Genomic DNA, 20,229 nt, shown 5'->3' on the forward strand with positions numbered 1-20,229 from the left:
TCCGGCGGGCTGCGGCGCATTGCGGGCTGCGTTGACGCGGTAGCGTGGAGCCATGCCTTCAAGTTTTGCCGTCCTTCTGCGCGCCCGGCTCCAGCCGGCGGGGCGCGCCCGCCTGTTGCCGTGGTCCGGAGCCTTGGCAGGTGCGGCGGCCCTTGCCCTGGCCGGCTGCTCACCCGTGGTTTCCGTCGAGAACGCGGACGTCCCCCATTGGCAGGCAACCGCGCTGCCCCCGGCGCCGGGCGCCGTCATCGAGGACGCCGGCAAGATCCTCAACCGGAACCGCATTATTAAGGAAGCCGCCGATGTTCCGGCAGGGCGCTACATCCTGACCGCAACGTGCGATGGCGGCGGCAAGGCCTTCTTCGCCGTATCACTTGATGGAGCGATGCTGGCGGACGCAGGAGCGGCGTGCAACGGCAGCCGGGAGACAACCAAAATCACCCTGCCCGAGGCCGGCACCCTGGAAATCAGCGCTTCCAGCGTGGACGCGCCCCTCATCTACGCGTACCGGCTGGAACCCGCCGGATAACGGTACCTTCGGCTCTGGCCCGCCGATGGCGGCGGGCATACAGTCTGACTATGCCCAGTGTGCGGATCGCCTCCGCGCCTTGTACCGTGCGGACGCCCCGCGTGCGCACAGCGCCGGTGCCGCTGGCCCGGAAGCCGGGCGCCGCCGTCGTCATTGCTGCGCTGGCCGCCGCGATGGTGCTGGGCGGCTGCGAGTATACGTACGACGACGGCCGCAGCCTTCCGGGGCCCGTCGAGGCAGAGCCGACGCGGCTTCCCGGGCCGGTGTTCACCCGGGACCCGCTGCAGAACGACCCCGTCAGCGAGGCTGAGCTTGGCGCTTGGGTAACCCGGACGCTGCCGGACACAGGGCAGCCGGTGGCCCACGCCAGGGCAGGGCTCATGGCAGCCGGGGAAATCCGGGCCGAGTCGACGCCCGTCCTGGGGACCGGCACGTACGCGCTGGCCCTGGCGTGCCGCAGCCAGCGGCGTGTGACGTTCACCGTCCGCAGCGAGTCGCTCACGCTGGTGGATCTGGGGCTCCGGTGCGGGATCAACCGGGAGAACGTTATTTATCTTTCCTCGGAGACAGCCCTCACCATCAGGGTGGAAGCCCGGACCGGCGCCAACTACGCCTACCGGCTGCGGCTTCTCTCGCCACCCGTTCCCTAGGCTGCGCACCCGTCGGGGCAGCGCAGGGTTTCCGGGCTGGATGCGCAGTCGGCGCAGTACAGGGTGAGGGTGCGGCAGCTGGGGTTTGAGCAGTTCTCGAACTTGCTGGTGGGCGCCGAGCAGCGGGTGCATTCGCCGATGGTCTTGGCGTCCTCGCTGAATTCCAGGTGCATGCGCTTGTCGAAGACGTAGAGCGAGCCTTCCCAGAGCCCCTGGTCCTTGAATGTTTCGCCGTAGCGGACAATGCCGCCGTCCAGCTGGTACACCTCCTTGAAACCCCGGTTCACCATGAGGCTGGACAGCACCTCGCAGCGGATGCCGCCGGTGCAGTAGGTGACCACGGGCTTGTCCTTGAGGTCGTCATACTTGCCGGACTCCAGCTCCTGGATGAAGTCGTGGGTGGTGGCGACATCGGGGACGATCGCGTCCTTGAAGCGGCCGATCCGGGCTTCGAAGGCATTCCGGCCGTCGAAGAAGACAACGTCCTCCCCGGCTTCCTTCTTGCTGTCCACCAGCTCGTGCAGTTCCTCCGGCTTGAGGTGCGTACCGCCGCCAACCACGCCGTTCTCGTCCACTTTGAGTTCCCCGGGCGCGCCGAAGGAGACAATCTCGTCCCGGACCTTGACGCTGAGCCGGGGGAAGTCCTCGGCACCGCCGTCGGACCATTTCACGTCGATGCCGCGGAAGCCCCTGTACTCGCGGGTGGTCTTCACGTACTGTTTGACCGCGCCGATCTCCCCCCCGACAGTCGCGTTGATGCCGTCCTTGGAGATCAGGATGCGTCCGGTCAGCCCGAGCTTCTCGCACAGCGCGCGCTGCCATAGCCGTACCGCCTCGGGGTCCGCGATCGGGGTAAAGCCGTAAAAAAGCACAATTCGGTTCAAAGCCACGTATTTAAGGGTACCGGCAGGGTCCGCGGCGACGGTGCCGGCCGGTCCGCTCCAGCTTCCGCGAAGGTCCGTGGCGTTTTCGGCTCATCACGATTGCATAAGCTCTCTGCCACCCCCTGTTGCTTAAGATCGGGCTGGAATATTCTCATCCCATGACCCCGGAAACCATGGTTGAAGACATCACTGGCCTTCTTGAGGTGTGGGTGGCGGGCTGGGCCGGTTGCCGCGGCTACAGGACATCCACCGAGGGCCGCTTTCCCGCCGTGCTGCGGGCGGATACCAGCGGCGAATGGGAATTCTTCGCGTCCGAGCCCACGGACGATGAGTTCGCGGCGCTGGCCGCCAAGACGGCCGAAGTTCCGGCCAGGGTCCTCACCATCCTGACCAATGACACAGCCCGCTACTCGGCCTTGGCCGCAAGGCACGGGCTGAATGTCACATCTGACTCGCAGGCGATGATGATTGTGGACATGGAGACCCAGGACGCCGAGGATCCCTGGCTTTCCGACGACGAACTGACCTGGACCACGTCCGCGCAGAACGGCGTCCACTACGCAGAGGTCCGTTCCGGCGACACCCTGGCCGCCAGCGGACGGGTTTACGTGGTGGGCGACACCGCGGTGTTCGACAAGATCATCACGGAACCGGCCTTCCAGCGCCGGGGCCTGGGCAGTTTCATCATGCGTGCCCTTGCAGCCAAGGCCTTCGAGCACGACGTGCAGGAGGGGCTCCTGCTGGCCTCCGCGGACGGCCAAAAACTCTACTCCCACCTCGGCTGGACCACCGTGTCCCGGGTACTCATGCTGTCCGCTTCGCACGATGGCTCAGACCTTTCCCTCAGCTGAGCCTTACCGTTCCCCCCCACACTGTTACCCCGACGGCGAACCGGGGCCCGCAAGTCCCTGCCGGGTGAAACAATGTTCGGGTGAACCCCCATGACTCCCTGATTCCCTTGCTGGGCCGTGGCCCGGAACCGGAACAGCTGCGTCATGTCCGCACTATCCCGGCCCGTGAGGCCGAGTACGAGCCCTGGCCCGCGTGGGTGCATCCGGACCTGGTTGCGGCGTACGGGACCCTGGGCATCCAGGAGCCCTACCGGCACCAGGTGGAAGCAGCCGGAATCGCCCACGCCGGCGAACACGTTGTGGTGGCCACCGGAACCGCATCGGGAAAGTCGCTCGCCTACCAGCTCCCCGCCCTGGACGCCATCCACCGTTCCGAACTGCGGGTCATGGCCGAGCCCGGGAAGATCCATGACGACGGCGCCGTGACGCTCTACCTGTCCCCCACGAAGGCCCTCGCCGCGGACCAGCTCAATGCCATCAGGGGCCTGGAACTGCCCACCGTGCGGGCGGAAACCTACGACGGGGACACCGACCCCGCCTCGCGCCGCTGGATCAGGGACCATGCCAACTTCATCCTTGCCAACCCGGACATGCTGCACTTTGGGATTCTTCCCAACCACGCCTGGTGGGCCGGGTTCTTCCGCCGCCTGCGCTACGTGGTCATTGACGAGGCCCACAGCTACCGAGGTGTCTTCGGTTCCCATGTGGCCAACCTGATGCGCCGGCTGCGCCGGGTCTGCGCGTACTACGGTGCGGGCACGGCCTACCCGGAGCCGGTATTCATCGCCGCCTCCGCGACCGCTTCGGAGCCCGAAGTCTCCTTCGCCCGGCTGATCGGGGCTCCGGTGAGGGCAGTTTCCCGGGACGGCTCGCCGCACGGTGCCACCACGGTGGCTTTCTGGGAACCCGCCCTCACCGACGTCCGAGGCGAAAACGGCGCCAAGGAGCGGCGGACGGCCGTGGCTGAAACCGCGGACCTGCTGGCGAACCTGGTATCGGCCCAGGTCCGCACCATAGCGTTCATCAAGTCCCGGCGCGGGGCGGAGTCCATCTCCTCCATCACCAAACGCCTCCTGGACGAGGTGGACCCCAGCCTGCCGCAGCGGGTGGCTGCATACCGTTCCGGGTACCTTCCCGAGGAACGCCGCGCCGTGGAGAAGGCGCTCCGTTCGGGGCGGCTCCTGGGTGTTTCGAGCACTTCCGCCCTGGAACTGGGGATCGACATTTCAGGACTGGACGCGGTCCTGGTGGCGGGCTGGCCGGGGACGCGCGCCTCCCTGTTCCAGCAGATCGGCCGGGCGGGCAGGGCCGGGCAGGACGCCATCGCGGCCTTTGTTGCCAGCGATGATCCCCTGGACACCTTCCTGGTGAACCATCCGGAAGCCATTTTCGACGTGTCCGTGGAAGCAACTGTCTTCGACCCCTCAAACCCCTACGTGCTGGGTCCACACCTGTGCGCCGCGGCCGCGGAACTTCCGCTTGGTCCTGCCGAACTCGACCTCTTCGGCAGCACGGCGGAGTCCCTCCTGGACCGGCTGGTGGCCCAGGGGTACCTGCGCCGGAGGCCCGCGGGCTGGTTCTGGACACACTCGCAGAGCGCGGCGGCCATGGTGAACCTGCGGGCCGACGGCGGCGGACCGGTGAGCATCGTGGATGCCGAAACCGGGTCCCTCCTTGGAACCATGGATTCCCCGCAGACCCACTACCAGGCCCACACCGGCGCTGTTTACATCCACCAGGGTGACAGTTACGTCGTGGAGGACCTGAATGAAGATGACCACTGCGTGATGGTGCGCCGCGCCAATCCCGATTACTACACCACCGCCCGGGACATCACCCAGATCGAGGTGCTGGAGACGCAGCGCACGGTGCAGTGGGGTGACGTTTCGGTGCACTTCGGTGATGTCAAAGTCACGACGCAAGTGGTGTCCTTTCAGCGCAAGGCCCTGATCTCCAACGAAATCCTTGGCGAGGAGCCGTTGGAACTGGGCGCCCGCGATCTCTTCACCAAGGCCGTCTGGTTCGTGGTGGACAACCGTTCCCTCACCGGGGCGGGGCTGATCGAAGCGCAGTTTCCCGGCGCCCTGCATGCCGCGGAGCATGCGGCCATTGGCCTGCTGCCCTTGGTGGCATCAAGCGATCGGTGGGACATCGGCGGGGTATCCACGGCCCTGCATGCGGACACCGGGGTGCCCACCATCTTCGTGTACGACGGGCATCCCGGCGGCGCGGGTTTCGCCGAACGGGGTTTCGACAAGGCGAAGGTATGGCTCACGGCCACCCGGGACGCCATCAAGGCCTGCGAGTGCGATTCCGGCTGTCCCTCCTGCGTCCAGTCACCGAAATGCGGCAACAAGAACAACCCCCTGGACAAGGCTGCCGCGGTCTCCCTCCTCGACGTCCTGCTCAAGGACGCCACCGAGGGCAGCTCCCTGAGGATGGAAGCACAGCGCTGACGGTGCCGGCCGCTTGTCCGGGTCTGCCCGGCAGACATTCGGGAAGCCAACACAGGAGCCGCGCCTGCCGGCCACACCCGGGGCAGGTGCGAGGTTCAGGGCGGCGGCCCCGCGCGGGAACGCCCGGTTGCTGCCCCGAACACGGTCCGTTCCATCAGCTCCGTCCTGACCTCGATCGTTTGCCCTGCACCCTCGGTGCAGCCAAGGACCGCAGCCCCCTGCCGGGCCGCAACCTGGAACGCTACGGTGCAGGGGTCCCCGTCAGTGACGCCGCGGAGGGCATCGGCCGCCGCAAGTGCCGCGAGGTCGGCAGCGGACGCGGCCCTGCTTGCCAGGACGGCCGACTGTGCCAGCAGCAGCATCAGCGCCATGGCCATCATCACCACCAAGGCCAGGCCGGCCGCCAGGACCGTCCCGGACCCGCGCTCCCGGCCGCAGCCGGAAGCCTGCCGGCGCCGGCCTGAGTCTGCAGCACCTGCCCGGCACGGCTGAACGATGCGAGTCCGTCCACAGGGCCCGGCACGCATCATCCGGCCGTCTCGGCGCGGGTGGAGGCCCGGGCAGTAAGCAGCCAGGGAATGGCCGAACCGAGCGGGCCGCCCACCCGGCCGGTGACGGTGACGTCCAGCCACTCGCCGTCGGCCGAAACCGCCGTCGACGCGGACCCGCCCGTCAGGGTATGGACGATTCTTTCCACAGCGGCTGAATCTTCGCCGCGGGCCAGGGCCCGGGCACCGGCGCGTGCTCCCTCCTCCAGCCGCAACTGGGTGACCCCGGCGGAGGCACCTGACAGCAGCATGGCCAGCAGCAGCAGGACCGCAGGCAGCGTGACGGCGAACTCGGCGGTCACGGCGCCGCACGATTCCTCCGGTCCGGGACCGACGTAGGGCCTGCCCGGCCCCAGGGGCCGGGAGCCGGGCAGCAGGGTGGGGCACGGACGAACGGGTGGAAGCACGGCCGGCGCGACGGTCATGGCAGGGCCAACGCCGTGCGGATCAGAGTCAGCAGGAAGCCACGGACCTCCTCGCTGCGGAGGATGAAGACCAGCAGCCCGGCAAAGCCCACGGCAGCGAGAGTGGCTATGGCGTACTCGGCGGTTGCCATTCCCGCCTCGGATCCCAGGAGCCGGAGACGCCGCCTGGGGCTGGTTGGCGCCTTCACGCCCGGGTACAGTTCTACGACGTTGGCCGGCAGGGAACCGTTTCCGGCCCCGCCCGCGTGGTGGCTGTTGCTGCGGTGTCCCCGGGAGGCGGAGCGGGCAGCGGCGAGCGCCGCTGTCCCGTCGGCGTAGTGGCGGCGGTGATGAGTGGGCATGTGGTTTTCCTTCCGTTGGGCCGGTGGTGTTGCCGGCTGTCTCGACTCTTCCGGGCCGTGCCGGAAGCGGTAAGCCCCGCGGACGCCTAAGTGGAAAAGCCGGGTGGTTCCGTGGTGTGGACCCCGCTGTGGAGGAGAAGAGTGCAGGAAAAGGCACATGGCGCCCTAGCCCGAGGGCACCAGCGCAAGCAGCACCGGGACCACGCCCAGGCAGATGAAGGCGGGCAGGGAACACACGCCGAGCGGAACCACCAGCTTGACGCCCAGCGACGCCGCGCGTTTTTCTGCCGCCCGGAACCGCTCGCGGCGGAGCCGGGCAGCCTGGGCGTAAAGGATCGCGGACGACGGCGCGCCGGTCAGGGCCGCGAACCCCAAGGCGTCCCGCAGTTCCAGGACCTCGGGCAGGCGGACCGCACTGCTGCGCCAGGCGGTTTCCCAGTCGGCCCCGATAGCCAAGGCAGCCACGACCGGCCGGAGAGCGTCCCTGTACCTGTCGGAAGCGGAGTCCGACACCAGGTCCAGCGCACGGCCGATGCCCGACCCCGCATCCAGCATGGCGGCCACGAGCTCCAGCATCATGGCGGTGTCCGTCAGGCCCTCCCGTCCCCCGCGCGGCAGGGATCCTCCGGAGCCGGCGGGCGCGCCCCTCATCGAGGGGCTGCCGGACAGCGCCCGCAGCCTCTTCCCCGGACTGCCCCTCCCGGCACACGCCAGGGCGGCGGCCGCAGCAAGCACGAGGAAAAGAGCGAGCGCTGAAGGGGAAGGCCAGGTCATGTCACGCCAGCCCCCGCCGCCGCGGCCACCAGCCTGGCGGACCACAGCCTTCCGGCAGCTGTAAGGCCAATTCCGGCGGCCAGCGCTGCCAGTCCCCATGGCGTTCCCAGCAGGATGGCCAGCGGATCCACGCCCAGCGCCATTCCCAGGCCCAACCCCAGCAGCGGCAGCCAGGTGAGGAGGCTTACGGTGGCCTTGGGTCCGGCCAGGGCGGTCTGCCGGGCGGCATCGGCGTCGTCCTCCGCTTCGAGCTGCGCGGCGAACCTGGTGAGCACGTCCGCAAGCGGACAGCCGCTTGCTTCCGCAACATCAAAGCACGCGGCAAGTTCCGCCCAGATGCGGGATTCCCGATCCCGCCGGGGAAAGGCGGAGGGCAGCGACCGGCGGATGGCGTCCGAGACCGGAGTTCCACCGGCCGCCGCAGCGCGTGCCGATCCCAGCATGGCGCTGGAGCCCGTTGGGAGGCCCTCGCTTGGGAGGCCATCGCTGCGGGAACCCGAGGAGCCGTAAACCAACCAGATCTCCTCCCAAAGCCGGGCCGTTGTCCGCCCGCCTTTGAGCAGGGCGGCAAGTTGCTGCACAACGACGGTCATGGGCGCTGCAGACTGTTTGCCTCCCTTCCCGGCCCTGCGCCTGCTCAGCAGAAGGATCCCTGCCCTGAGGGCACCTAATGCCGGGGCCGGACCGGGTTTTCCTGCAGGGCCGGCATTTCCTGCACGGCGCAGCCTGGCGGCAGCGCCGTGCGGCGGACGGGCAAGCAGCACTGCGGCCAGCCCCAAAACCATGACAAGAAGGGGGATCATTGCAGCTCTCCCAGGCCCAGCCCCAGCCGTTCGGCCAGGACCGGCCACGCCGGGCCTGTGCCCACCGGGCCTTCACCACCTTCCCAGGCAGGCAGAACCGTCAGGCCGTCCGGCCCCTCTCCCACCAGGCCAACGCACGTCACTTTCCGGGACTGTTGCGTGCGCTCGACGTGGATGATGACGTCCAGGGCGCTCGCTGCCTGGAGCCGCACGCCGTCGGGGTTCAGTCCCGCCAGGGCACCGAGAGCTGTGAGCCGGGCTGGAACGGCAGTGGCGGTATTGGCGTGGATGGTTCCGCCCCCGCCGCTGTGGCCGGTGTTCATGGCAGTCAGCAGCTCCCGCACTTCGGCGCCCCGGCATTCACCCACCACCAGCCTGTCCGGACGCATGCGCAAGGCCTGCCGGACCAGGTCCCCCAGGTCCACCGCGCCGCCACCTTCCAGGTTTCCGTGGCGGGATTCAAGGGAGACGATGTGCGGATGCACCGGATTCAGTTCCGATGCATCCTCGATCAGGACCAACCGCTCCGAGGGAGGGCACAGCCCGAGCAGGGTGGAAAGCAGGGTGGTCTTTCCGGACCCGGTGGCACCGCTGATAAGGAAGCTCAGCCTGCGCTCCACCACCCGTTCCAGGACACGCTGCAGTCCGGAACTGAACATTCCGCCGGCGCGGAGCTCATCCATGGTGAAGACCCGTTCGCGCCGGATCCTGATGCTCAGCAGCGTTCCCGCCGTGGAGACGGGCGGCAACACGGCATGGACGCGGTAGCCGCCGGCCAGCCTCACGTCAACGCAGGGTGAGCCGTCATCCAGCCGCCGGCCGCCGGCGGCCACCAGCCGGCAGGCCAATGCCCGCAGCTGGACTTCATGGTCGAAGGCCACCGCTACGCGCTCCATCCCGCGGCCCCTGTCAACCCAGACGGAGTCCGGGGCATTCACGAAGATATCCGTCACCGCGGGGTTGCGGGTGAGGTTTTGGAGAGGTCCCAGCCCGTTGAGCTCGGCGCTGATCCGCTCCACCGCCGCCAATGATCCGGCGGTGCCCAGCAGTTTGCCCGTGGCCTGCACTGCCGCCGCCACACGGGAGGGTGTCACAGCCGCCGCGTCCGCCATCATGGACTCCCGCACCGATTCGAGCAGCCCCACATCCACGGCGTCCCGGACGGCCGGACGGCGTTCGCGCCGCCGCCCCTCGCCGGAAGCATGCCCGCCGGAACTGAGTTCCCCAATGCGCCGTTCCCCGATGCGTCGTTCCCCGATGCGCCGTTCCCCGACGCTGCGTTCACCTGAGCCTGGCGGCTGCCTCACCCGAGATCCCCCGCAGGCAGGCCGTCTCCGAGAAGATCCAGCACGGAGGCAGCGAATTGCCTGACGCTCCGCCGCTTGCCCAGATCAAGGAGCCGGCCCGACTCCATGGCCGCCGGGACGCCCCGCAGCTCGGGCACGCGCCCCTGGACGGGAAGGCCGATGGCTTCGGCAAGAAGGGCGCCGTCCAGCGCCGCACCGTGCTTGCCCCGAACCAGGAGGGAAGCCTCCACCGGAGGGAATTCCTGAAGCAGCCGCACCGCCGCTACGGCAGCCTTCAGCTGCGCCGGAACCACCACGGTGATGAGGTCGCAGTCCCAGGCGAACGTGTGGATCGGCTCCGCTCCCCGGCCGATGTCCACCACCACCAGCTCATACCCACGGCGGGCGGCATCAAGGACGCCCGCCGAGGTGGCGGCGGCAACAGTCACAGGCTGCTCACGGCTGGCGGGCCAGGACAGGAACGAAAAGCCTCCTGCAACGGGCAGGGAATCCGCAAGCTGGACCGGATCGATGCTGCCCCTGGCCTCAGCGAGGTCGGGCCAGCGCAGCCCGGGGTCTTCTTCGGCGGCGAGGGCGAGCTCCAGCCCGCCGCCCCACGGGTCACCGTCCACCAGGAGCACCCGGGCCCCCAGCCCGGCGGCAGCCTGGGCAATCCAGATGGCTGCGGTAGTGGCACCCGCGCCGCCGCAGCCGCCGGCCACGCCCAGGATGAGGCCGCCGGGGCCCGGCGAACGCGACCTGCTGAGATGGTCCGCAAGCCAGGCGGCGGCGTCGGGCAGCACAGCCACCCGCTCTGCACCGAGGACCGCGGCCAGGTGCCACAGGCTGTCGCCTTCACCGTCAAGGCCCACCAGGACTGCCGGCGCCCGTCGCCGGGGAGGCAGTTCGCGGATGTCGCTGCCCACCAGGACTGCCGCCGCCCCGTCCCAATGCCTGCCCGCCCCGGCGGCATCGGCTGCCGTGCGCAGCTGTGCTCCGGCTGCCGCAACGATCCGCTCCACCTCGGCCCGGAGGACAGCGGACGAGGTCACCAGCAGTACCTCGCCGCCGCTGTCCGGCAGCCAGGCTTCCCGGGCTCCTCCCGGGGCGTGCACCGGGAGGGCTGCCCGTAATGGCTGACCAGCCTCTGCTGCAAGGCTGAAGCCGGCGGGGCCCGGTTCAGGGTGGGACGGAATCAGCTGATGCCTGCTCATGGACCCACTTTCCACCGCCGAAAGATGGCGGGTAAGGGCGCCGGGGCCGTATGTGGAAAAGCAGGGCGCGCCACGCGCGCAGCCGCCGGCCCCAGAGCCGGCAAGCCCGGAAACAAGGCAGAATGGGGACCATGTACCTGCTGCTCGCCGCCCACCCCCACGGCGCGGCACTGCAGGAACTCACGCAGGCGGGAGCCCCGCTGCCGTCCACCCCGGAACCAAGGCTCATCAGCACAGGCGACCTCGCCGCCGTCGTACGTGAACTGGAACACCGCCGGCCGAACGGGCAGCCGCCCCGCTGGATCTGGCACCGCACCCAGGATTGGTACCCCGCCCTGCTGGCAGCCGGCGTCGAACTGGAGCGGTGCCATGACCTAAGCCTGTGCGCGAACATCCTGGCCTTTTCCCGGTTCACCGCCGACACGGAATACGCACGGAACGCGGACAGGATCGCCGTCGAGGACCCACTGCTGCCTCCCAAAGCGTTGCAGCCGCCGCCTCCCCCGGCGGACCAGGGTGCCCTGTTCGAGGATCCCGGGACCCTGCCCCTCACTGGGCGTACTCCCGAAGAGCTGCGGGCCGAATACGCCGCCCAACAGGCGGCCCTGGCCTCGGTCGGCCATGAGGAGAACCGGCGGAACCGGCTGCAGCTCCTCCTCGCAGCAGAATCCGCCGGTGCCATGATCGCCGCCGAGATGCAGCATGCCGGCGTACCGTGGCGGGAAGACCTGCACGAACAGATCCTCGCCGGGCACCTTGGCCCCCGCCCGCCCCTGGGCCACCGCCCCGCGAAACTTGAGGCGCTGAACCAGGAGCTTCGCCGGCTCCTGAATTCGCCCACGCTGAATCCCGATTCCCCGCAGGACCTGATGCGGGCCCTGCACCGGAACGGGATCGAAGTCAAAAGCACCCGCAAATGGGAGCTGAGGGAATCCAGCCACCCGGCCATCGAACCGCTGCTGGCCTACAAGCAGTTGTCTCGCCTGCACACGGCCAACGGATGGGCCTGGCTCGACGCCTGGGTGGCCGGCGGCAGGTTCCGCCCCGAATACGTGGTGGGCGGCGTGGTTTCCGGCCGCTGGGCCTCCCGCGGCGGCGGTGCGCTCCAGATTCCGCGCCAGATCCGCGGCGCCGTCCATGCCGATCCCGGCTACAAGCTGATCGTCGCGGATGCCTCACAGCTGGAACCTCGGGTGCTGGCGGCCCTGGCCCGGGACTCGTCCATGGCCGAGGCTGCCCGCGACCAGGACCTCTACGCGGGCATCGCCGCCAAGGGATTCGGCGGGGACCGGGCAAAGGCAAAGATGGCGCTGCTGGGCGCAATGTACGGCGCAACCTCCGGCGAGGCCGGCCGGCTCATGCCGCAGCTGGCGAAGACTTATCCGCGGGCCGTGGACTTTGTGGAGCAGGCTGCGCGGGCGGGCGAGTCCGGTGGCACGGTGACCACGAGGCTGGGCCGGAGCAGCCCTCCGCCGTCCGGGCGATGGTTCCAGAGCCAACGGTCGGCCAGCGCCGAGGAGCAGCGCCGCGCCGAATCGATCGCCCGCTCCCGGGGACGCTTCACCCGCAACTTTGTTGTCCAGGGCTCGGCCGCTGACTGGGCGGCCTGCTGGCTGGCGGAATTACGACGGCGGCTGCGCACCCTCCGGAAGGACCGCCACCTTGACGCCGAGCTTGTCTTCTTCCTGCATGACGAGGTGATGGTCCACGCCCCCGTGGAGGCAGTGGACGCCTGCATCGCGGCGATCGAGGACGCGGCCAGCGCCGCGAGGGAGCTCCTGTTCGGTCCCATCCCCGTTGAGTTCCCGGTCAGCGTTGCAGTGGTTGACTCCTACGATCATGCGAAATAGCCGCCCGTCCGCGGCAATTGGGACGTTTGGCAGCCTGCCGACCCGCAAAGTAACCTACCCGGCGGTAGCTCGACCGGCCCCCGTGACCAGCGTTACAGTTCATAGCGGCGACTGAGGCAGACCGGTCAAAAGCTGATGCAACGACGCACAGGGGAGGTCCCGGCTTATGGCGGGCAGGTTCGAAATTCATCGGGTAGGCGACGAGTCCTACCGACTGCGGCTCACTGATGCAGAGGGCAACACTGTTGCCGTCTCACCCAAGTTCAAGTCCCTCAACTCGCTGCTTGAGGGCATCAAGGCAGTCCGGGAGAACGCCGCCACCGGCATCGTGGTGGATCTCCGCCAGCAGCAGGCCTGACGCTAGACGCCCATGCGGTGGAGCCGGCTCCGGTCCCACGGAACGGCCCAACCCAGCTGTTCGAACAGCCCGTTCAGGACAATTCCGGTAAATCCCCAAACCACCACGCCGTTCACTGTGAAGGCGGGGCTGTCGAAGCTGCGCCCGGCGCGGTGGACGGTTGCCATCACGCGGTTGTCCGGGTCCAGCAGGTCACGGACGGGGACGCGGAACACCTGGGCTGACTCGGCATAGTCCACCACCCTGACGGGGGTTGGCGAACGCCACCAGGCCAGCACCGGGGTAACCAGGAAATTGCTGTGGGCAAGGCCCAGTTCCTGAAGGGATCCCAGAACTTCCACGCCGTCCGAGTCGAGGCCGGTTTCTTCCTCTGCTTCCCGCAATGCCGCCTGAACCGGCGTTTCCCTGGCGTCAAGGGCGCCGCCAGGGAACGCCACCTGCCCGGGATGGGACCCTAAAGTATGGGCGCGTTCGAGCAGGAGGACGTCAAGATCGGCCGGCGCCAGTGGCTTGTTGGAAGCTGCGGGGACGTCATCAAGGGCCCCGAAGAGCATCAGGACGGCCGCCCTCCGCGCCCGGGACTTGTCCACCGTCAGGGCGGCCCAGAGGGGATCCGGCGCCGCGTCGGCACCGGACTCCGCCCGGCGCACCAGTTCGAGGAGGTCTTCGCGCGCGCTCACGGTGTCCTCTGCTGGGATTCCATCCGGATTTCGGCGGCGCGGTGGGTCTCGGCCAAAAGCTGCTCCAGCAGTGCCTCGTTGCCGGGAGCGAGCTCGTACTTCAGCAGCTTCGCAGCCTTCGCGGGATCCGTTTCGCCCAGCCCGAAGCTGGGGCACCACGTGGCCACGGGGCAGGCCCCGCAGGCCGGCTTCCGCGCGTGGCACACCCGCCGCCCGTGGAAGATCACCCGGTGGGACAGCATGGTCCAGTCCTTCCGGTCGAACAGCTCGGCCACGTCCCGTTCGATCTGCACGGGGTCGTCGGACTGCGTCCAGCCAAAGCGGTTGGCGAGCCGGGCGAAGTGGGTGTCCACCGAGATGCCGGGGATGCCGAAGCCGTTCCCCAGCACCACGTTTGCCGTTTTGCGGCCCACGCCCGGCAGGGTGACCAGGTCCTCCAGCCGCCCCGGTACAACGCCGTTGTACTCGTCCACAAGGCGGGTGCAGAGCGCAATGACGTTCCTGGCCTTGGCCCGGAAGAACCCCGTGGGTTTCAGGATCGTTTCCAGGTCGCCAGGATCCGCCTCGGCCAGGGCCCGGGCGTCCGGGTAGCGCGCGAACAGCACCCGGGTGACCTGGTTGACCGTCACGTCAGTGGTCTGGGCGGAAAGGACCGTGGCCACGAGCAGTTCGAACGGGTTGCGGAAGTCGAGCTCGGCGTGGGCGTATGGATACTTCTCGGCCAACGCCCTGTTGATCCGCCGTGCCCGCCGCTTCAGCGCCAGCACCGATTCGGAAGAGACCACCGGCATCCCGGCAGCCTGGCTGGCAAGTGCCTTGATTCCGCCGGCCTTCGAGGCCCCGGGCCCGGCCACAGGCGTCAGCCGCGCTCGATGTTGCTGAGGTCCCGCAGGACACCCAGGCGCCCGTCAGTGTGCTGCACCAGGAACTCGTGGCCGCGGTCCTCAAGGGCCAGTACCCAGCCGCCCGGTTCAATAACGAACGCCGGCGCGCCGGTTTGGGGGTCATAGGCAGTGCGGTGCTGTGCCACGGCAAACCAGAAGGCCTCGTGGATGGGGTGTTCTTCCGATTCGTCGGGCCGGCTGGCCGGATCAACCGTGGCGCCGATGGGCTGCTCGATCCGGACCTGCTGGTGCACTGCGGTGGCGGCCGGCGGCTCCCAGCCCGCCTGCCCGCCCTGGACCGGGGAGGCGGCACCCTGGCCGGACGGGGCAGCCGGCGGGGCGCCGCCGTCGTGAACCGGAGCAGGAGTGGAAGAAGGACGGACGACGTCGGCGGGCTGGGTTGCGGGCCCCGGGTCGCCTGCTGGAGTCCACTCAGAGACCTCGGGGGCAGTGGAAACAGGCGATGCCCCGGTAGGGATGGCAGCGGTGGCGGGGGCATGGACTGCCGCGGGCTGCGGGGCGGCACCGGGCTGCCCTGCTGACACCGGCTGCTCCGGCGAACCGTGCTGTTCCGGTGAACCGGTCTTGCCGTTTGAGCCCGGCCGGACAGCTGATGAACCTGCACCGGCACCGCCGAACAGCCCTCCGCCCGAGAACAGCTTCGAGCCCGGCTTCGACTCTTTCGAACCGGCGGCGGACTCGTCCTTCGGCTTCTTGGGAGCGCGGGGTTTCTGGACGGGAACAACCGCATCCCGGGCCACCACGTGGGCCGGCACTTCGGCCCGGCCCTGGAAGTCACCGGAGACGTAAGGCAGGAAGCGGCCCAGCACGGTTGCGGCGAACAGGACCAGCGAGCCGATCAGGCCCACAAGGAGGCTCGGCACGTAGGCGCCGGCCACGGAGATGAAGAAGAACGCCACGGCAAAGGAGGCAACCACTGACGCGAACTGGTCAATGGACAGGGAGCCAATCCGGAGCTTCGTGGCGGGAGCCAGCCTGCGCGCGGCGAAAAGCGCGCTCACGATCAGGGGCAGGACGATGCCCAGCCCCAGGAAGAACAGGTTGTTGAGGTTCCACAGGTTGTACCGTGCGCCGAAGATTGGCAGCAGGGAGGCAACGAAAAGGATGAGCGTGCCGGCGAAGACGGCCAGGTCCCGGATGGTGAACGGACCCAGCACTGCCTCGTTGGCGTTCGGAGCCTTGCCTCCCTTGGAGGCGGTGCCCGCGGTGGCCGGGGACCCTGGCCCGTCGGCTGTTCCGGCGCTGTGGCCGGAACCTGCCGTGTCGGGGCCGGTCTTCTGGCCGAAGCCTTGCTGGTTCATTCTGCTCTCCTTAGCGTGGCGGCACCGGGGCCTGCATGGTCCCGAAATCGTGCCGTCTTGACAGCGGTTCCGGTATTGCCAGGCCCTTGCGTTGCCTGGCCGAAGCGGACCGAAGTGAAGTCACAATTCCATCTCAGCCTAGTCAAGAGCCCAGCTGATCACTAGCTGGCCGCAGCCTGCGGCGGGCCGGAAAGGCCGGCCCGCAGACCATTCACCGCTTAATAAATGCCGTTCACGGGCTCTCGTGTGACACCGCACACATCAGCGGCGAGCCAAGCATTAGTCTTGATTCCGGAACAGCTCTTTGCGGAATGTCCGTGACCAGCCGGTGCCCGACGTCGTGCAGGCGGCGGAGCCCGGACGTCGGCGGACATCCCGCCCAGCAAAGATCGATGAATGATGAGGTTCACATGTCCCAGGACACTTCAAGCGCCGTTGCACCCGCTGCCGCAGGCGCAGGGCAGCAGGTTACCCACGGGAGCGATGAGCAGGGCGACGCCTTCGAAAACCTGCTGCATGAGACCCGCGCCTTTCCGCCCACGCCGGAGTTCGCTGCCGGCGCCGTGGTCACCGCGGCGGAGTATGAGGAGGCGGGCAACGACCATCCCGCTTTTTGGGCGAAGAAGGCCCGTGAGCTGCTGACCTGGAGCAAGGACTTTGACCAGCCGTTGGACTGGTCCAACCCGCCGTTCGCCAAGTGGTTTGTGGGCGGGGAGGTCAACGCCGCGTACAACGCGCTGGACCGGCACGTTGAGAACGGCCTGGGCGACAGGGTGGCCATCCACTTCGAAGGCGAGCCCGGGGACACCAGCACCTACACCTATGCCCAGCTCACCGAAGAGGTGAAAAAGGCCGCCAACGCCTTCGAGTCCCTGGGCGTGGCCAAGGGCGACCGGGTTGCCGTCTACCTGCCGATGATCCCCGAAGCCGTCATCACGCTGCTGGCCTGCGCCCGCATCGGCGCGGTGCACTCCGTGGTGTTCGGGGGCTTCTCCGCGGACGCCCTGCGCTCCCGGATCGACGACGCCGAAGCCAAGCTCGTGGTCACCGCGGACGGCACCTACCGCCGCGGCAAGCCCAGCGCACTGAAACCCGCCGTCGATGAGGCTCTCGCGAAGGACAACCACACCGTGCAGAACGTGGTGGTAGTCAAGCGCAACGGCCAGGACGTGGACTGGACCGAGGGCCGGGACCACTGGTGGGCCGACACCGTCGGGGCCGCCTCGAACCAGCACACCGCCGTCGGGCATGATTCCGAGCACCCGCTGTTCATCCTGTACACCTCCGGCACCACCGGAAAGCCCAAGGGCATCCTGCACACCACCGGCGGGTACCTCACCCAGACCGCCTACACGCACCGTGCCGTGTTCGACCTGCACCCCGAGACGGACGTGTACTGGTGCACGGCCGACGTCGGCTGGGTCACCGGCCACTCCTACGTCGCCTACGCCCCGCTCATCAACGGCGCCACCCAGGTGATGTACGAAGGCACCCCGGACTCCCCGCACCAGGGCCGCTGGTGGGAGATCGTGGAGAAGTACAAGGTCTCCATCCTCTACACCGCCCCCACCGCGATCCGCACGTTCATGAAGTGGGGCCGGGAGATCCCGGACAAGTACGACCTCTCCTCCCTGCGCGTCCTCGGCTCCGTGGGCGAACCCATCAACCCCGAGGCATGGATGTGGTACCGGAAGGTCATCGGCGGGGACAAGGCCCCCATCGTGGACACCTGGTGGCAGACCGAGACCGGCGCCCAGATGATCGCACCCCTCCCCGGGGTCACGGCCACCAAACCGGGCTCGGCGCAGGTCCCGCTGCCCGGCATCGCCGTGGACGTCGTGGACGAGATGGGCGAATCCGTGCCCAACGGCCACGGCGGGTTCCTCGTGATCCGCGAACCCTGGCCGGCCATGCTCCGCGGCATCTGGGGCGACCCGGAACGCTTCAAGGACACCTACTGGTCCCGCTTCGAGACCATGTACTTCGCCGGGGACGGCGCAAAGAAGGACGAGGACGGCGACATCTGGCTCCTGGGCCGGGTGGATGACGTCATGAACGTCTCCGGGCACCGCCTCTCCACCACGGAAATCGAGTCCGCCCTGGTCTCGCACCCGGCCGTGGCCGAGGCCGCCGTCGTGGGCGCTGCGGACGAGACCACCGGGCAGGCCGTCGTCGCGTTCGTCATCCTCCGCGGCGATGCCGTGGATTCCGGCGACGCCATCGTCCAGGAACTCCGGAACCACGTGGGCAAGGAAATCGGCCCCATCGCCAAACCGAAGGCCATCCTGGTGGTCCCGGAACTGCCCAAGACACGCTCCGGGAAGATCATGCGGCGCCTGCTCAAGGACGTCGCCGAAGGCCGCGATCCCGGAGACGCCACCACCCTCTCGGACCCCACCATCATGCAGCAGATCGCGGCATCCCTCAGGAAATAGGTAGAGCATCAACGCACGACGGCGGCGCCCGGCTCACAGCCCGGCGTCGCCGTCGTCGTATGCTGGGACCAGCCCCACCGCCTAGTGAAGGATTCCTACGATGCTCGCCGTCGCCCGCCACCAGGCTATTTTGGACGCTCTCCAGCGGGAGCGGGTTGTCCGGGTGTCAGACCTGGCCCAGCAACTGGGCGTGTCCCTGATGACGGTCCGCCGCGACATCGAGGTGCTGGAGGAGGGCGGCCGGCTGGAGCGGATCCATGGCGGCGCGAAGATCCCGGGCGACACCAGCACCCACGAGCCCGGATTCGACCTCAAGTCCACGCAGCTGACGGCAGAGAAGCGCGCCATCGCGGTGGAGGCGGCAACCCAGGTCCACGAAGGCATGGCCGTGGGGCTCAGCGCAGGAACCACCACCTGGGCCCTGGCCAGGGAACTGGTCAACGGACCGCAGATCACGGTGGTCACCAACTCGGTACGCATTGCGGACCTTTTCCATCACGCCGCTTCGGCCGGCTCCGCCCGGTACAGCTCCACCGTGATCCTGATTGGGGGCGAGCGCACGCCGTCGGACGCGCTGGTGGGACCCATCGCCACCGCTGCACTGAAACAGCTGCACCTGGACGTGCTGTTCCTGGGTGTGCACGGGATGGATGCCGACGCCGGTTTTACCACCCCAAACCTGCTCGAGGCCGAGACGGACCGTGCCTTCGTGGCGGCCGCGCGCAAAACCGTGGTGCTGGCGGACCACACCAAGTGGGGCCTGCTCGGCATCAGTTCCATTGCCGCGCTGGACGACGTGGATGAGGTCATCAGCGATTCCGGGCTAGGGCCGGAAGCGCAGCGCCTCATCAGTGACAGGACCATGCTCCGGGTAGTACCGGCCTAGGCCGCGCTCAGGCTGAGCCGCGCCACATAATCGCGGTTTCCAGGACCCGCGGCGGACTGGGCTGGCCGCTGAGCTGCGCAAGCACCAGTTCGGCGGCGGCGCTTCCCAGGAGATCGGCCGGCTGGCGCACAGTCGACAGCTGGGGCCTGCACCTTAGGGCCCAGCTGCTGTCGTCGAAGCCCACGATGCCAACGTCTTCAGGCACCTGGCGCCCGGCCTCCTGAAGTGCCGTCATCGCTCCCGCGGCCACAGCATCCGAGGCGGCGAAGACGCCGTCGATATCGGGAGCACGGCGGAGCAGTTCCTGCATCCCTTCCAGGCCCGCTGCGTACGTATACAGCGGGTACTCCACCACCATCCGGGGGTCGAAGCGCCCGCCCATTGCCGCACGGAAGCCGGCAAGGCGGTCCTGGCCGGAGTCCCGGTCCAGGGCGCTGGCAATCATGCCCACCCGCTGTCGCCCCGTATCCAGCAGCCTGCTGGTGATGCTTCGCGCTGCCGCGACATTGTCGATGGCAGCGTACGGGAGCTCCGGATTACCGTCAGGATGGCCCACAAAAGCAGCGGGCAGTCCGATGTCGGCGACGGCGGTCGCGATGGGGTCCGAGGCGCGGGCAGAAATGATGACCGCGCCGTCAACGAGGCCTCCGCGCAGGTAATCCGCCACCCGGCGGCTGTCGCGGTCTGAATCGATGATCAGCGATACCAGCTGATAGTCAGCCTTGGACAGCACCTCGTTGGCCCCGAGCAGGATTGAGCCGATATTCGGGTCCTCAAAAAGCAGCGAATGCGGCTCGTGGATGATCAGGCCTATTGCCCGGGACTCCTGCTTGACCAGGTTCCGTGCCGCACTGTTGCGGACATAACCCACGCGGGCGATGGCTTCTTCCACCGCCTGCCGGGCCTCGTCAGAGACGTATTTTTCCCCGTTGACGACCCTCGAAACGGTACCCCTTGAGAGCCCGGCAGCGTCCGCCACATCGTTGATGGTGGCGCGGCGGGCACGGGTGCGTGTCAGGGACATATCTGTACTGTAGCGGAGCAAACGGACGG

The 20,229-nt window shown here is 68.4% G+C and carries 21 protein-coding genes; 9 read left to right on the forward strand and 12 right to left on the reverse strand.

What is annotated here, in order from left to right:
- Positions 1-52: 52 nt before the first annotated feature.
- Positions 53-529 (forward strand): hypothetical protein, encoded by a 477-nt coding sequence (locus tag ACQ3DC_RS04480; RefSeq protein ID WP_321214378.1) that lies wholly within the window; start codon positions 53-55, stop codon positions 527-529.
- Positions 530-579: 50 nt separating this feature from the next.
- Positions 580-1,179 carry a hypothetical protein gene (locus ACQ3DC_RS04485; RefSeq protein WP_157241152.1) on the forward strand — a complete coding sequence of 200 codons (600 nt, stop codon included), beginning with the start codon at positions 580-582 and terminating at the stop codon, positions 1,177-1,179.
- Here the strand turns inward: ACQ3DC_RS04485 and ACQ3DC_RS04490 are convergent.
- Entirely contained in the window at positions 1,176-2,069 is an 894-nt protein-coding gene (locus ACQ3DC_RS04490) for a rhodanese-related sulfurtransferase (protein WP_370460582.1), read from the reverse strand. The genes ACQ3DC_RS04485 and ACQ3DC_RS04490 overlap by 4 nt on opposite strands.
- Positions 2,070-2,221: 152 nt before the next feature.
- On the opposite strand from ACQ3DC_RS04490, the gene ACQ3DC_RS04495 reads away from it, so the two are divergent.
- Together ACQ3DC_RS04495 and ACQ3DC_RS04500 are read left to right on the forward strand one after the other, a co-directional pair.
- Positions 2,222-2,914, forward strand: a complete 693-nt coding sequence (locus ACQ3DC_RS04495) for a GNAT family N-acetyltransferase (RefSeq protein WP_157241150.1) — start codon at positions 2,222-2,224, stop codon at positions 2,912-2,914.
- Between the two features lie 80 nt (positions 2,915-2,994).
- Positions 2,995-5,370 (forward strand): DEAD/DEAH box helicase, encoded by a 2,376-nt coding sequence (locus ACQ3DC_RS04500; protein WP_430751651.1) that lies wholly within the window; start codon positions 2,995-2,997, stop codon positions 5,368-5,370.
- Between the two features lie 95 nt (positions 5,371-5,465).
- Here ACQ3DC_RS04500 and ACQ3DC_RS04505 read toward each other — a convergent pair whose 3' ends face one another.
- The gene (locus tag ACQ3DC_RS04505) at positions 5,466-5,741 is read right to left on the reverse strand and encodes an Rv3654c family TadE-like protein (RefSeq protein ID WP_370460581.1); all 276 of its coding nucleotides are present in this window, start codon (positions 5,739-5,741) and stop codon (positions 5,466-5,468) included.
- Here ACQ3DC_RS04505 and ACQ3DC_RS04510 point away from each other — a divergent pair.
- Positions 5,740-5,862 (forward strand): hypothetical protein, encoded by a 123-nt coding sequence (locus tag ACQ3DC_RS04510; protein ID WP_255428755.1) that lies wholly within the window; start codon positions 5,740-5,742, stop codon positions 5,860-5,862. The two genes, ACQ3DC_RS04505 and ACQ3DC_RS04510, sit on opposite strands and share 2 nt — an antisense overlap.
- 34 nt (positions 5,863-5,896) lie before the next feature.
- On the opposite strand, the gene ACQ3DC_RS04515 is transcribed toward ACQ3DC_RS04510, so the two are convergent.
- The 6 genes from ACQ3DC_RS04515 to ssd all read right to left on the reverse strand — a co-directional run bounded on the left by ACQ3DC_RS04515 (position 5,897) and on the right by ssd (position 10,629).
- Complete coding sequence (locus tag ACQ3DC_RS04515; RefSeq protein WP_430751652.1) at positions 5,897-6,343, reverse strand: TadE family type IV pilus minor pilin; 447 nt, start codon at positions 6,341-6,343, stop codon at positions 5,897-5,899.
- Positions 6,340-6,684 (reverse strand): DUF4244 domain-containing protein, encoded by a 345-nt coding sequence (locus ACQ3DC_RS04520; protein WP_430751653.1) that lies wholly within the window; start codon positions 6,682-6,684, stop codon positions 6,340-6,342. The genes ACQ3DC_RS04515 and ACQ3DC_RS04520 overlap by 4 nt, the downstream gene beginning before the upstream one ends.
- Before the next feature lie 165 nt (positions 6,685-6,849).
- Complete coding sequence (locus ACQ3DC_RS04525; RefSeq protein ID WP_430751654.1) at positions 6,850-7,458, reverse strand: type II secretion system F family protein; 609 nt, start codon at positions 7,456-7,458, stop codon at positions 6,850-6,852.
- Positions 7,455-8,261, reverse strand: a complete 807-nt coding sequence (locus tag ACQ3DC_RS04530) for a hypothetical protein (protein ID WP_321214389.1) — start codon at positions 8,259-8,261, stop codon at positions 7,455-7,457. The genes ACQ3DC_RS04525 and ACQ3DC_RS04530 overlap by 4 nt, the downstream gene beginning before the upstream one ends.
- A complete protein-coding gene (locus ACQ3DC_RS04535) occupies positions 8,258-9,412 on the reverse strand; it encodes a TadA family conjugal transfer-associated ATPase (RefSeq protein WP_321216295.1) in 1,155 nt (384 codons plus the stop codon). The genes ACQ3DC_RS04530 and ACQ3DC_RS04535 overlap by 4 nt, the downstream gene beginning before the upstream one ends.
- Before the next feature lie 152 nt (positions 9,413-9,564).
- Positions 9,565-10,629: a septum site-determining protein Ssd gene (gene ssd, locus ACQ3DC_RS04540; RefSeq protein WP_421092561.1), complete on the reverse strand. Its 1,065-nt coding sequence runs from the start codon at positions 10,627-10,629 to the stop codon at positions 9,565-9,567.
- 263 nt (positions 10,630-10,892) lie between these two features.
- Here ssd and ACQ3DC_RS04545 point away from each other — a divergent pair, with 263 nt between their 5' ends.
- Together ACQ3DC_RS04545 and ACQ3DC_RS04550 are read left to right on the forward strand one after the other, a co-directional pair.
- On the forward strand, positions 10,893-12,611 hold the full coding sequence (locus tag ACQ3DC_RS04545) for a bifunctional 3'-5' exonuclease/DNA polymerase (RefSeq protein WP_321214390.1): 1,719 nt from the start codon (positions 10,893-10,895) through the stop codon (positions 12,609-12,611).
- 166 nt (positions 12,612-12,777) lie between these two features.
- Positions 12,778-12,969 carry a YegP family protein gene (locus ACQ3DC_RS04550; RefSeq protein WP_157241136.1) on the forward strand — a complete coding sequence of 64 codons (192 nt, stop codon included), beginning with the start codon at positions 12,778-12,780 and terminating at the stop codon, positions 12,967-12,969.
- Between the two features lie 2 nt (positions 12,970-12,971).
- Here ACQ3DC_RS04550 and ACQ3DC_RS04555 read toward each other — a convergent pair whose 3' ends face one another.
- From ACQ3DC_RS04555 to ACQ3DC_RS04565, 3 genes are all read right to left on the reverse strand, one after another.
- Positions 12,972-13,649: an NUDIX hydrolase gene (locus ACQ3DC_RS04555; protein WP_323056714.1), complete on the reverse strand. Its 678-nt coding sequence runs from the start codon at positions 13,647-13,649 to the stop codon at positions 12,972-12,974.
- Positions 13,646-14,440 (reverse strand): endonuclease III, encoded by a 795-nt coding sequence (gene nth, locus ACQ3DC_RS04560; protein ID WP_430751678.1) that lies wholly within the window; start codon positions 14,438-14,440, stop codon positions 13,646-13,648. The genes ACQ3DC_RS04555 and nth overlap by 4 nt, the downstream gene beginning before the upstream one ends.
- A gap of 68 nt (positions 14,441-14,508) precedes the next feature.
- Complete coding sequence (locus tag ACQ3DC_RS04565; protein ID WP_430751655.1) at positions 14,509-15,855, reverse strand: hypothetical protein; 1,347 nt, start codon at positions 15,853-15,855, stop codon at positions 14,509-14,511.
- 410 nt (positions 15,856-16,265) lie between these two features.
- Here ACQ3DC_RS04565 and acs point away from each other — a divergent pair, with 410 nt between their 5' ends.
- Positions 16,266-18,290 carry an acetate--CoA ligase gene (gene acs / locus ACQ3DC_RS04570; protein ID WP_321214393.1) on the forward strand — a complete coding sequence of 675 codons (2,025 nt, stop codon included), beginning with the start codon at positions 16,266-16,268 and terminating at the stop codon, positions 18,288-18,290.
- A 100-nt stretch (positions 18,291-18,390) separates the two neighbouring features.
- Positions 18,391-19,176 carry a DeoR/GlpR family DNA-binding transcription regulator gene (locus tag ACQ3DC_RS04575; protein ID WP_157241130.1) on the forward strand — a complete coding sequence of 262 codons (786 nt, stop codon included), beginning with the start codon at positions 18,391-18,393 and terminating at the stop codon, positions 19,174-19,176.
- Between the two features lie 7 nt (positions 19,177-19,183).
- Here the strand turns inward: ACQ3DC_RS04575 and ACQ3DC_RS04580 are convergent, their stop codons facing one another.
- Entirely contained in the window at positions 19,184-20,200 is a 1,017-nt protein-coding gene (locus ACQ3DC_RS04580) for a LacI family DNA-binding transcriptional regulator (protein ID WP_321214394.1), read from the reverse strand.
- Positions 20,201-20,229: the final 29 nt, after the last annotated feature.

The sequence above is a fragment of the Paenarthrobacter sp. NEAU-H11 genome (assembly GCF_050573415.1).
Classification (GTDB): Bacteria; Actinomycetota; Actinomycetes; order Actinomycetales; family Micrococcaceae; genus Arthrobacter.

What these genes read in the sequence shown, in the direction of transcription:
- ACQ3DC_RS04485 (WP_157241152.1), top strand. Translation starts at nt 580, where the DNA reads ATGCCCAGTGTGCGGATCGCCTCCGCGCCTTGTACCGTGCGGACGCCC.
- ACQ3DC_RS04505 (WP_370460581.1), bottom strand. Translation starts at nt 5,741, where the DNA reads ATGGCGCTGATGCTGCTGCTGGCACAGTCGGCCGTCCTGGCAAGCAGG.
- ACQ3DC_RS04495 (WP_157241150.1), top strand. Translation starts at nt 2,222, where the DNA reads ATGACCCCGGAAACCATGGTTGAAGACATCACTGGCCTTCTTGAGGTG.
- ACQ3DC_RS04520 (WP_430751653.1), bottom strand. Translation starts at nt 6,684, where the DNA reads ATGCCCACTCATCACCGCCGCCACTACGCCGACGGGACAGCGGCGCTC.
- ACQ3DC_RS04550 (WP_157241136.1), top strand. Translation starts at nt 12,778, where the DNA reads ATGGCGGGCAGGTTCGAAATTCATCGGGTAGGCGACGAGTCCTACCGA.
- ACQ3DC_RS04510 (WP_255428755.1), top strand. Translation starts at nt 5,740, where the DNA reads ATGGCCATCATCACCACCAAGGCCAGGCCGGCCGCCAGGACCGTCCCG.
- nth (WP_430751678.1), bottom strand. Translation starts at nt 14,440, where the DNA reads ATGCCGGTGGTCTCTTCCGAATCGGTGCTGGCGCTGAAGCGGCGGGCA.
- ACQ3DC_RS04480 (WP_321214378.1), top strand. Translation starts at nt 53, where the DNA reads ATGCCTTCAAGTTTTGCCGTCCTTCTGCGCGCCCGGCTCCAGCCGGCG.
- ACQ3DC_RS04545 (WP_321214390.1), top strand. Translation starts at nt 10,893, where the DNA reads ATGTACCTGCTGCTCGCCGCCCACCCCCACGGCGCGGCACTGCAGGAA.
- ACQ3DC_RS04575 (WP_157241130.1), top strand. Translation starts at nt 18,391, where the DNA reads ATGCTCGCCGTCGCCCGCCACCAGGCTATTTTGGACGCTCTCCAGCGG.
- ACQ3DC_RS04580 (WP_321214394.1), bottom strand. Translation starts at nt 20,200, where the DNA reads ATGTCCCTGACACGCACCCGTGCCCGCCGCGCCACCATCAACGATGTG.
- ACQ3DC_RS04530 (WP_321214389.1), bottom strand. Translation starts at nt 8,261, where the DNA reads ATGATCCCCCTTCTTGTCATGGTTTTGGGGCTGGCCGCAGTGCTGCTT.
- ACQ3DC_RS04515 (WP_430751652.1), bottom strand. Translation starts at nt 6,343, where the DNA reads ATGACCGTCGCGCCGGCCGTGCTTCCACCCGTTCGTCCGTGCCCCACC.
- ACQ3DC_RS04565 (WP_430751655.1), bottom strand. Translation starts at nt 15,855, where the DNA reads ATGAACCAGCAAGGCTTCGGCCAGAAGACCGGCCCCGACACGGCAGGT.
- acs (WP_321214393.1), top strand. Translation starts at nt 16,266, where the DNA reads ATGTCCCAGGACACTTCAAGCGCCGTTGCACCCGCTGCCGCAGGCGCA.
- ACQ3DC_RS04525 (WP_430751654.1), bottom strand. Translation starts at nt 7,458, where the DNA reads ATGACCTGGCCTTCCCCTTCAGCGCTCGCTCTTTTCCTCGTGCTTGCT.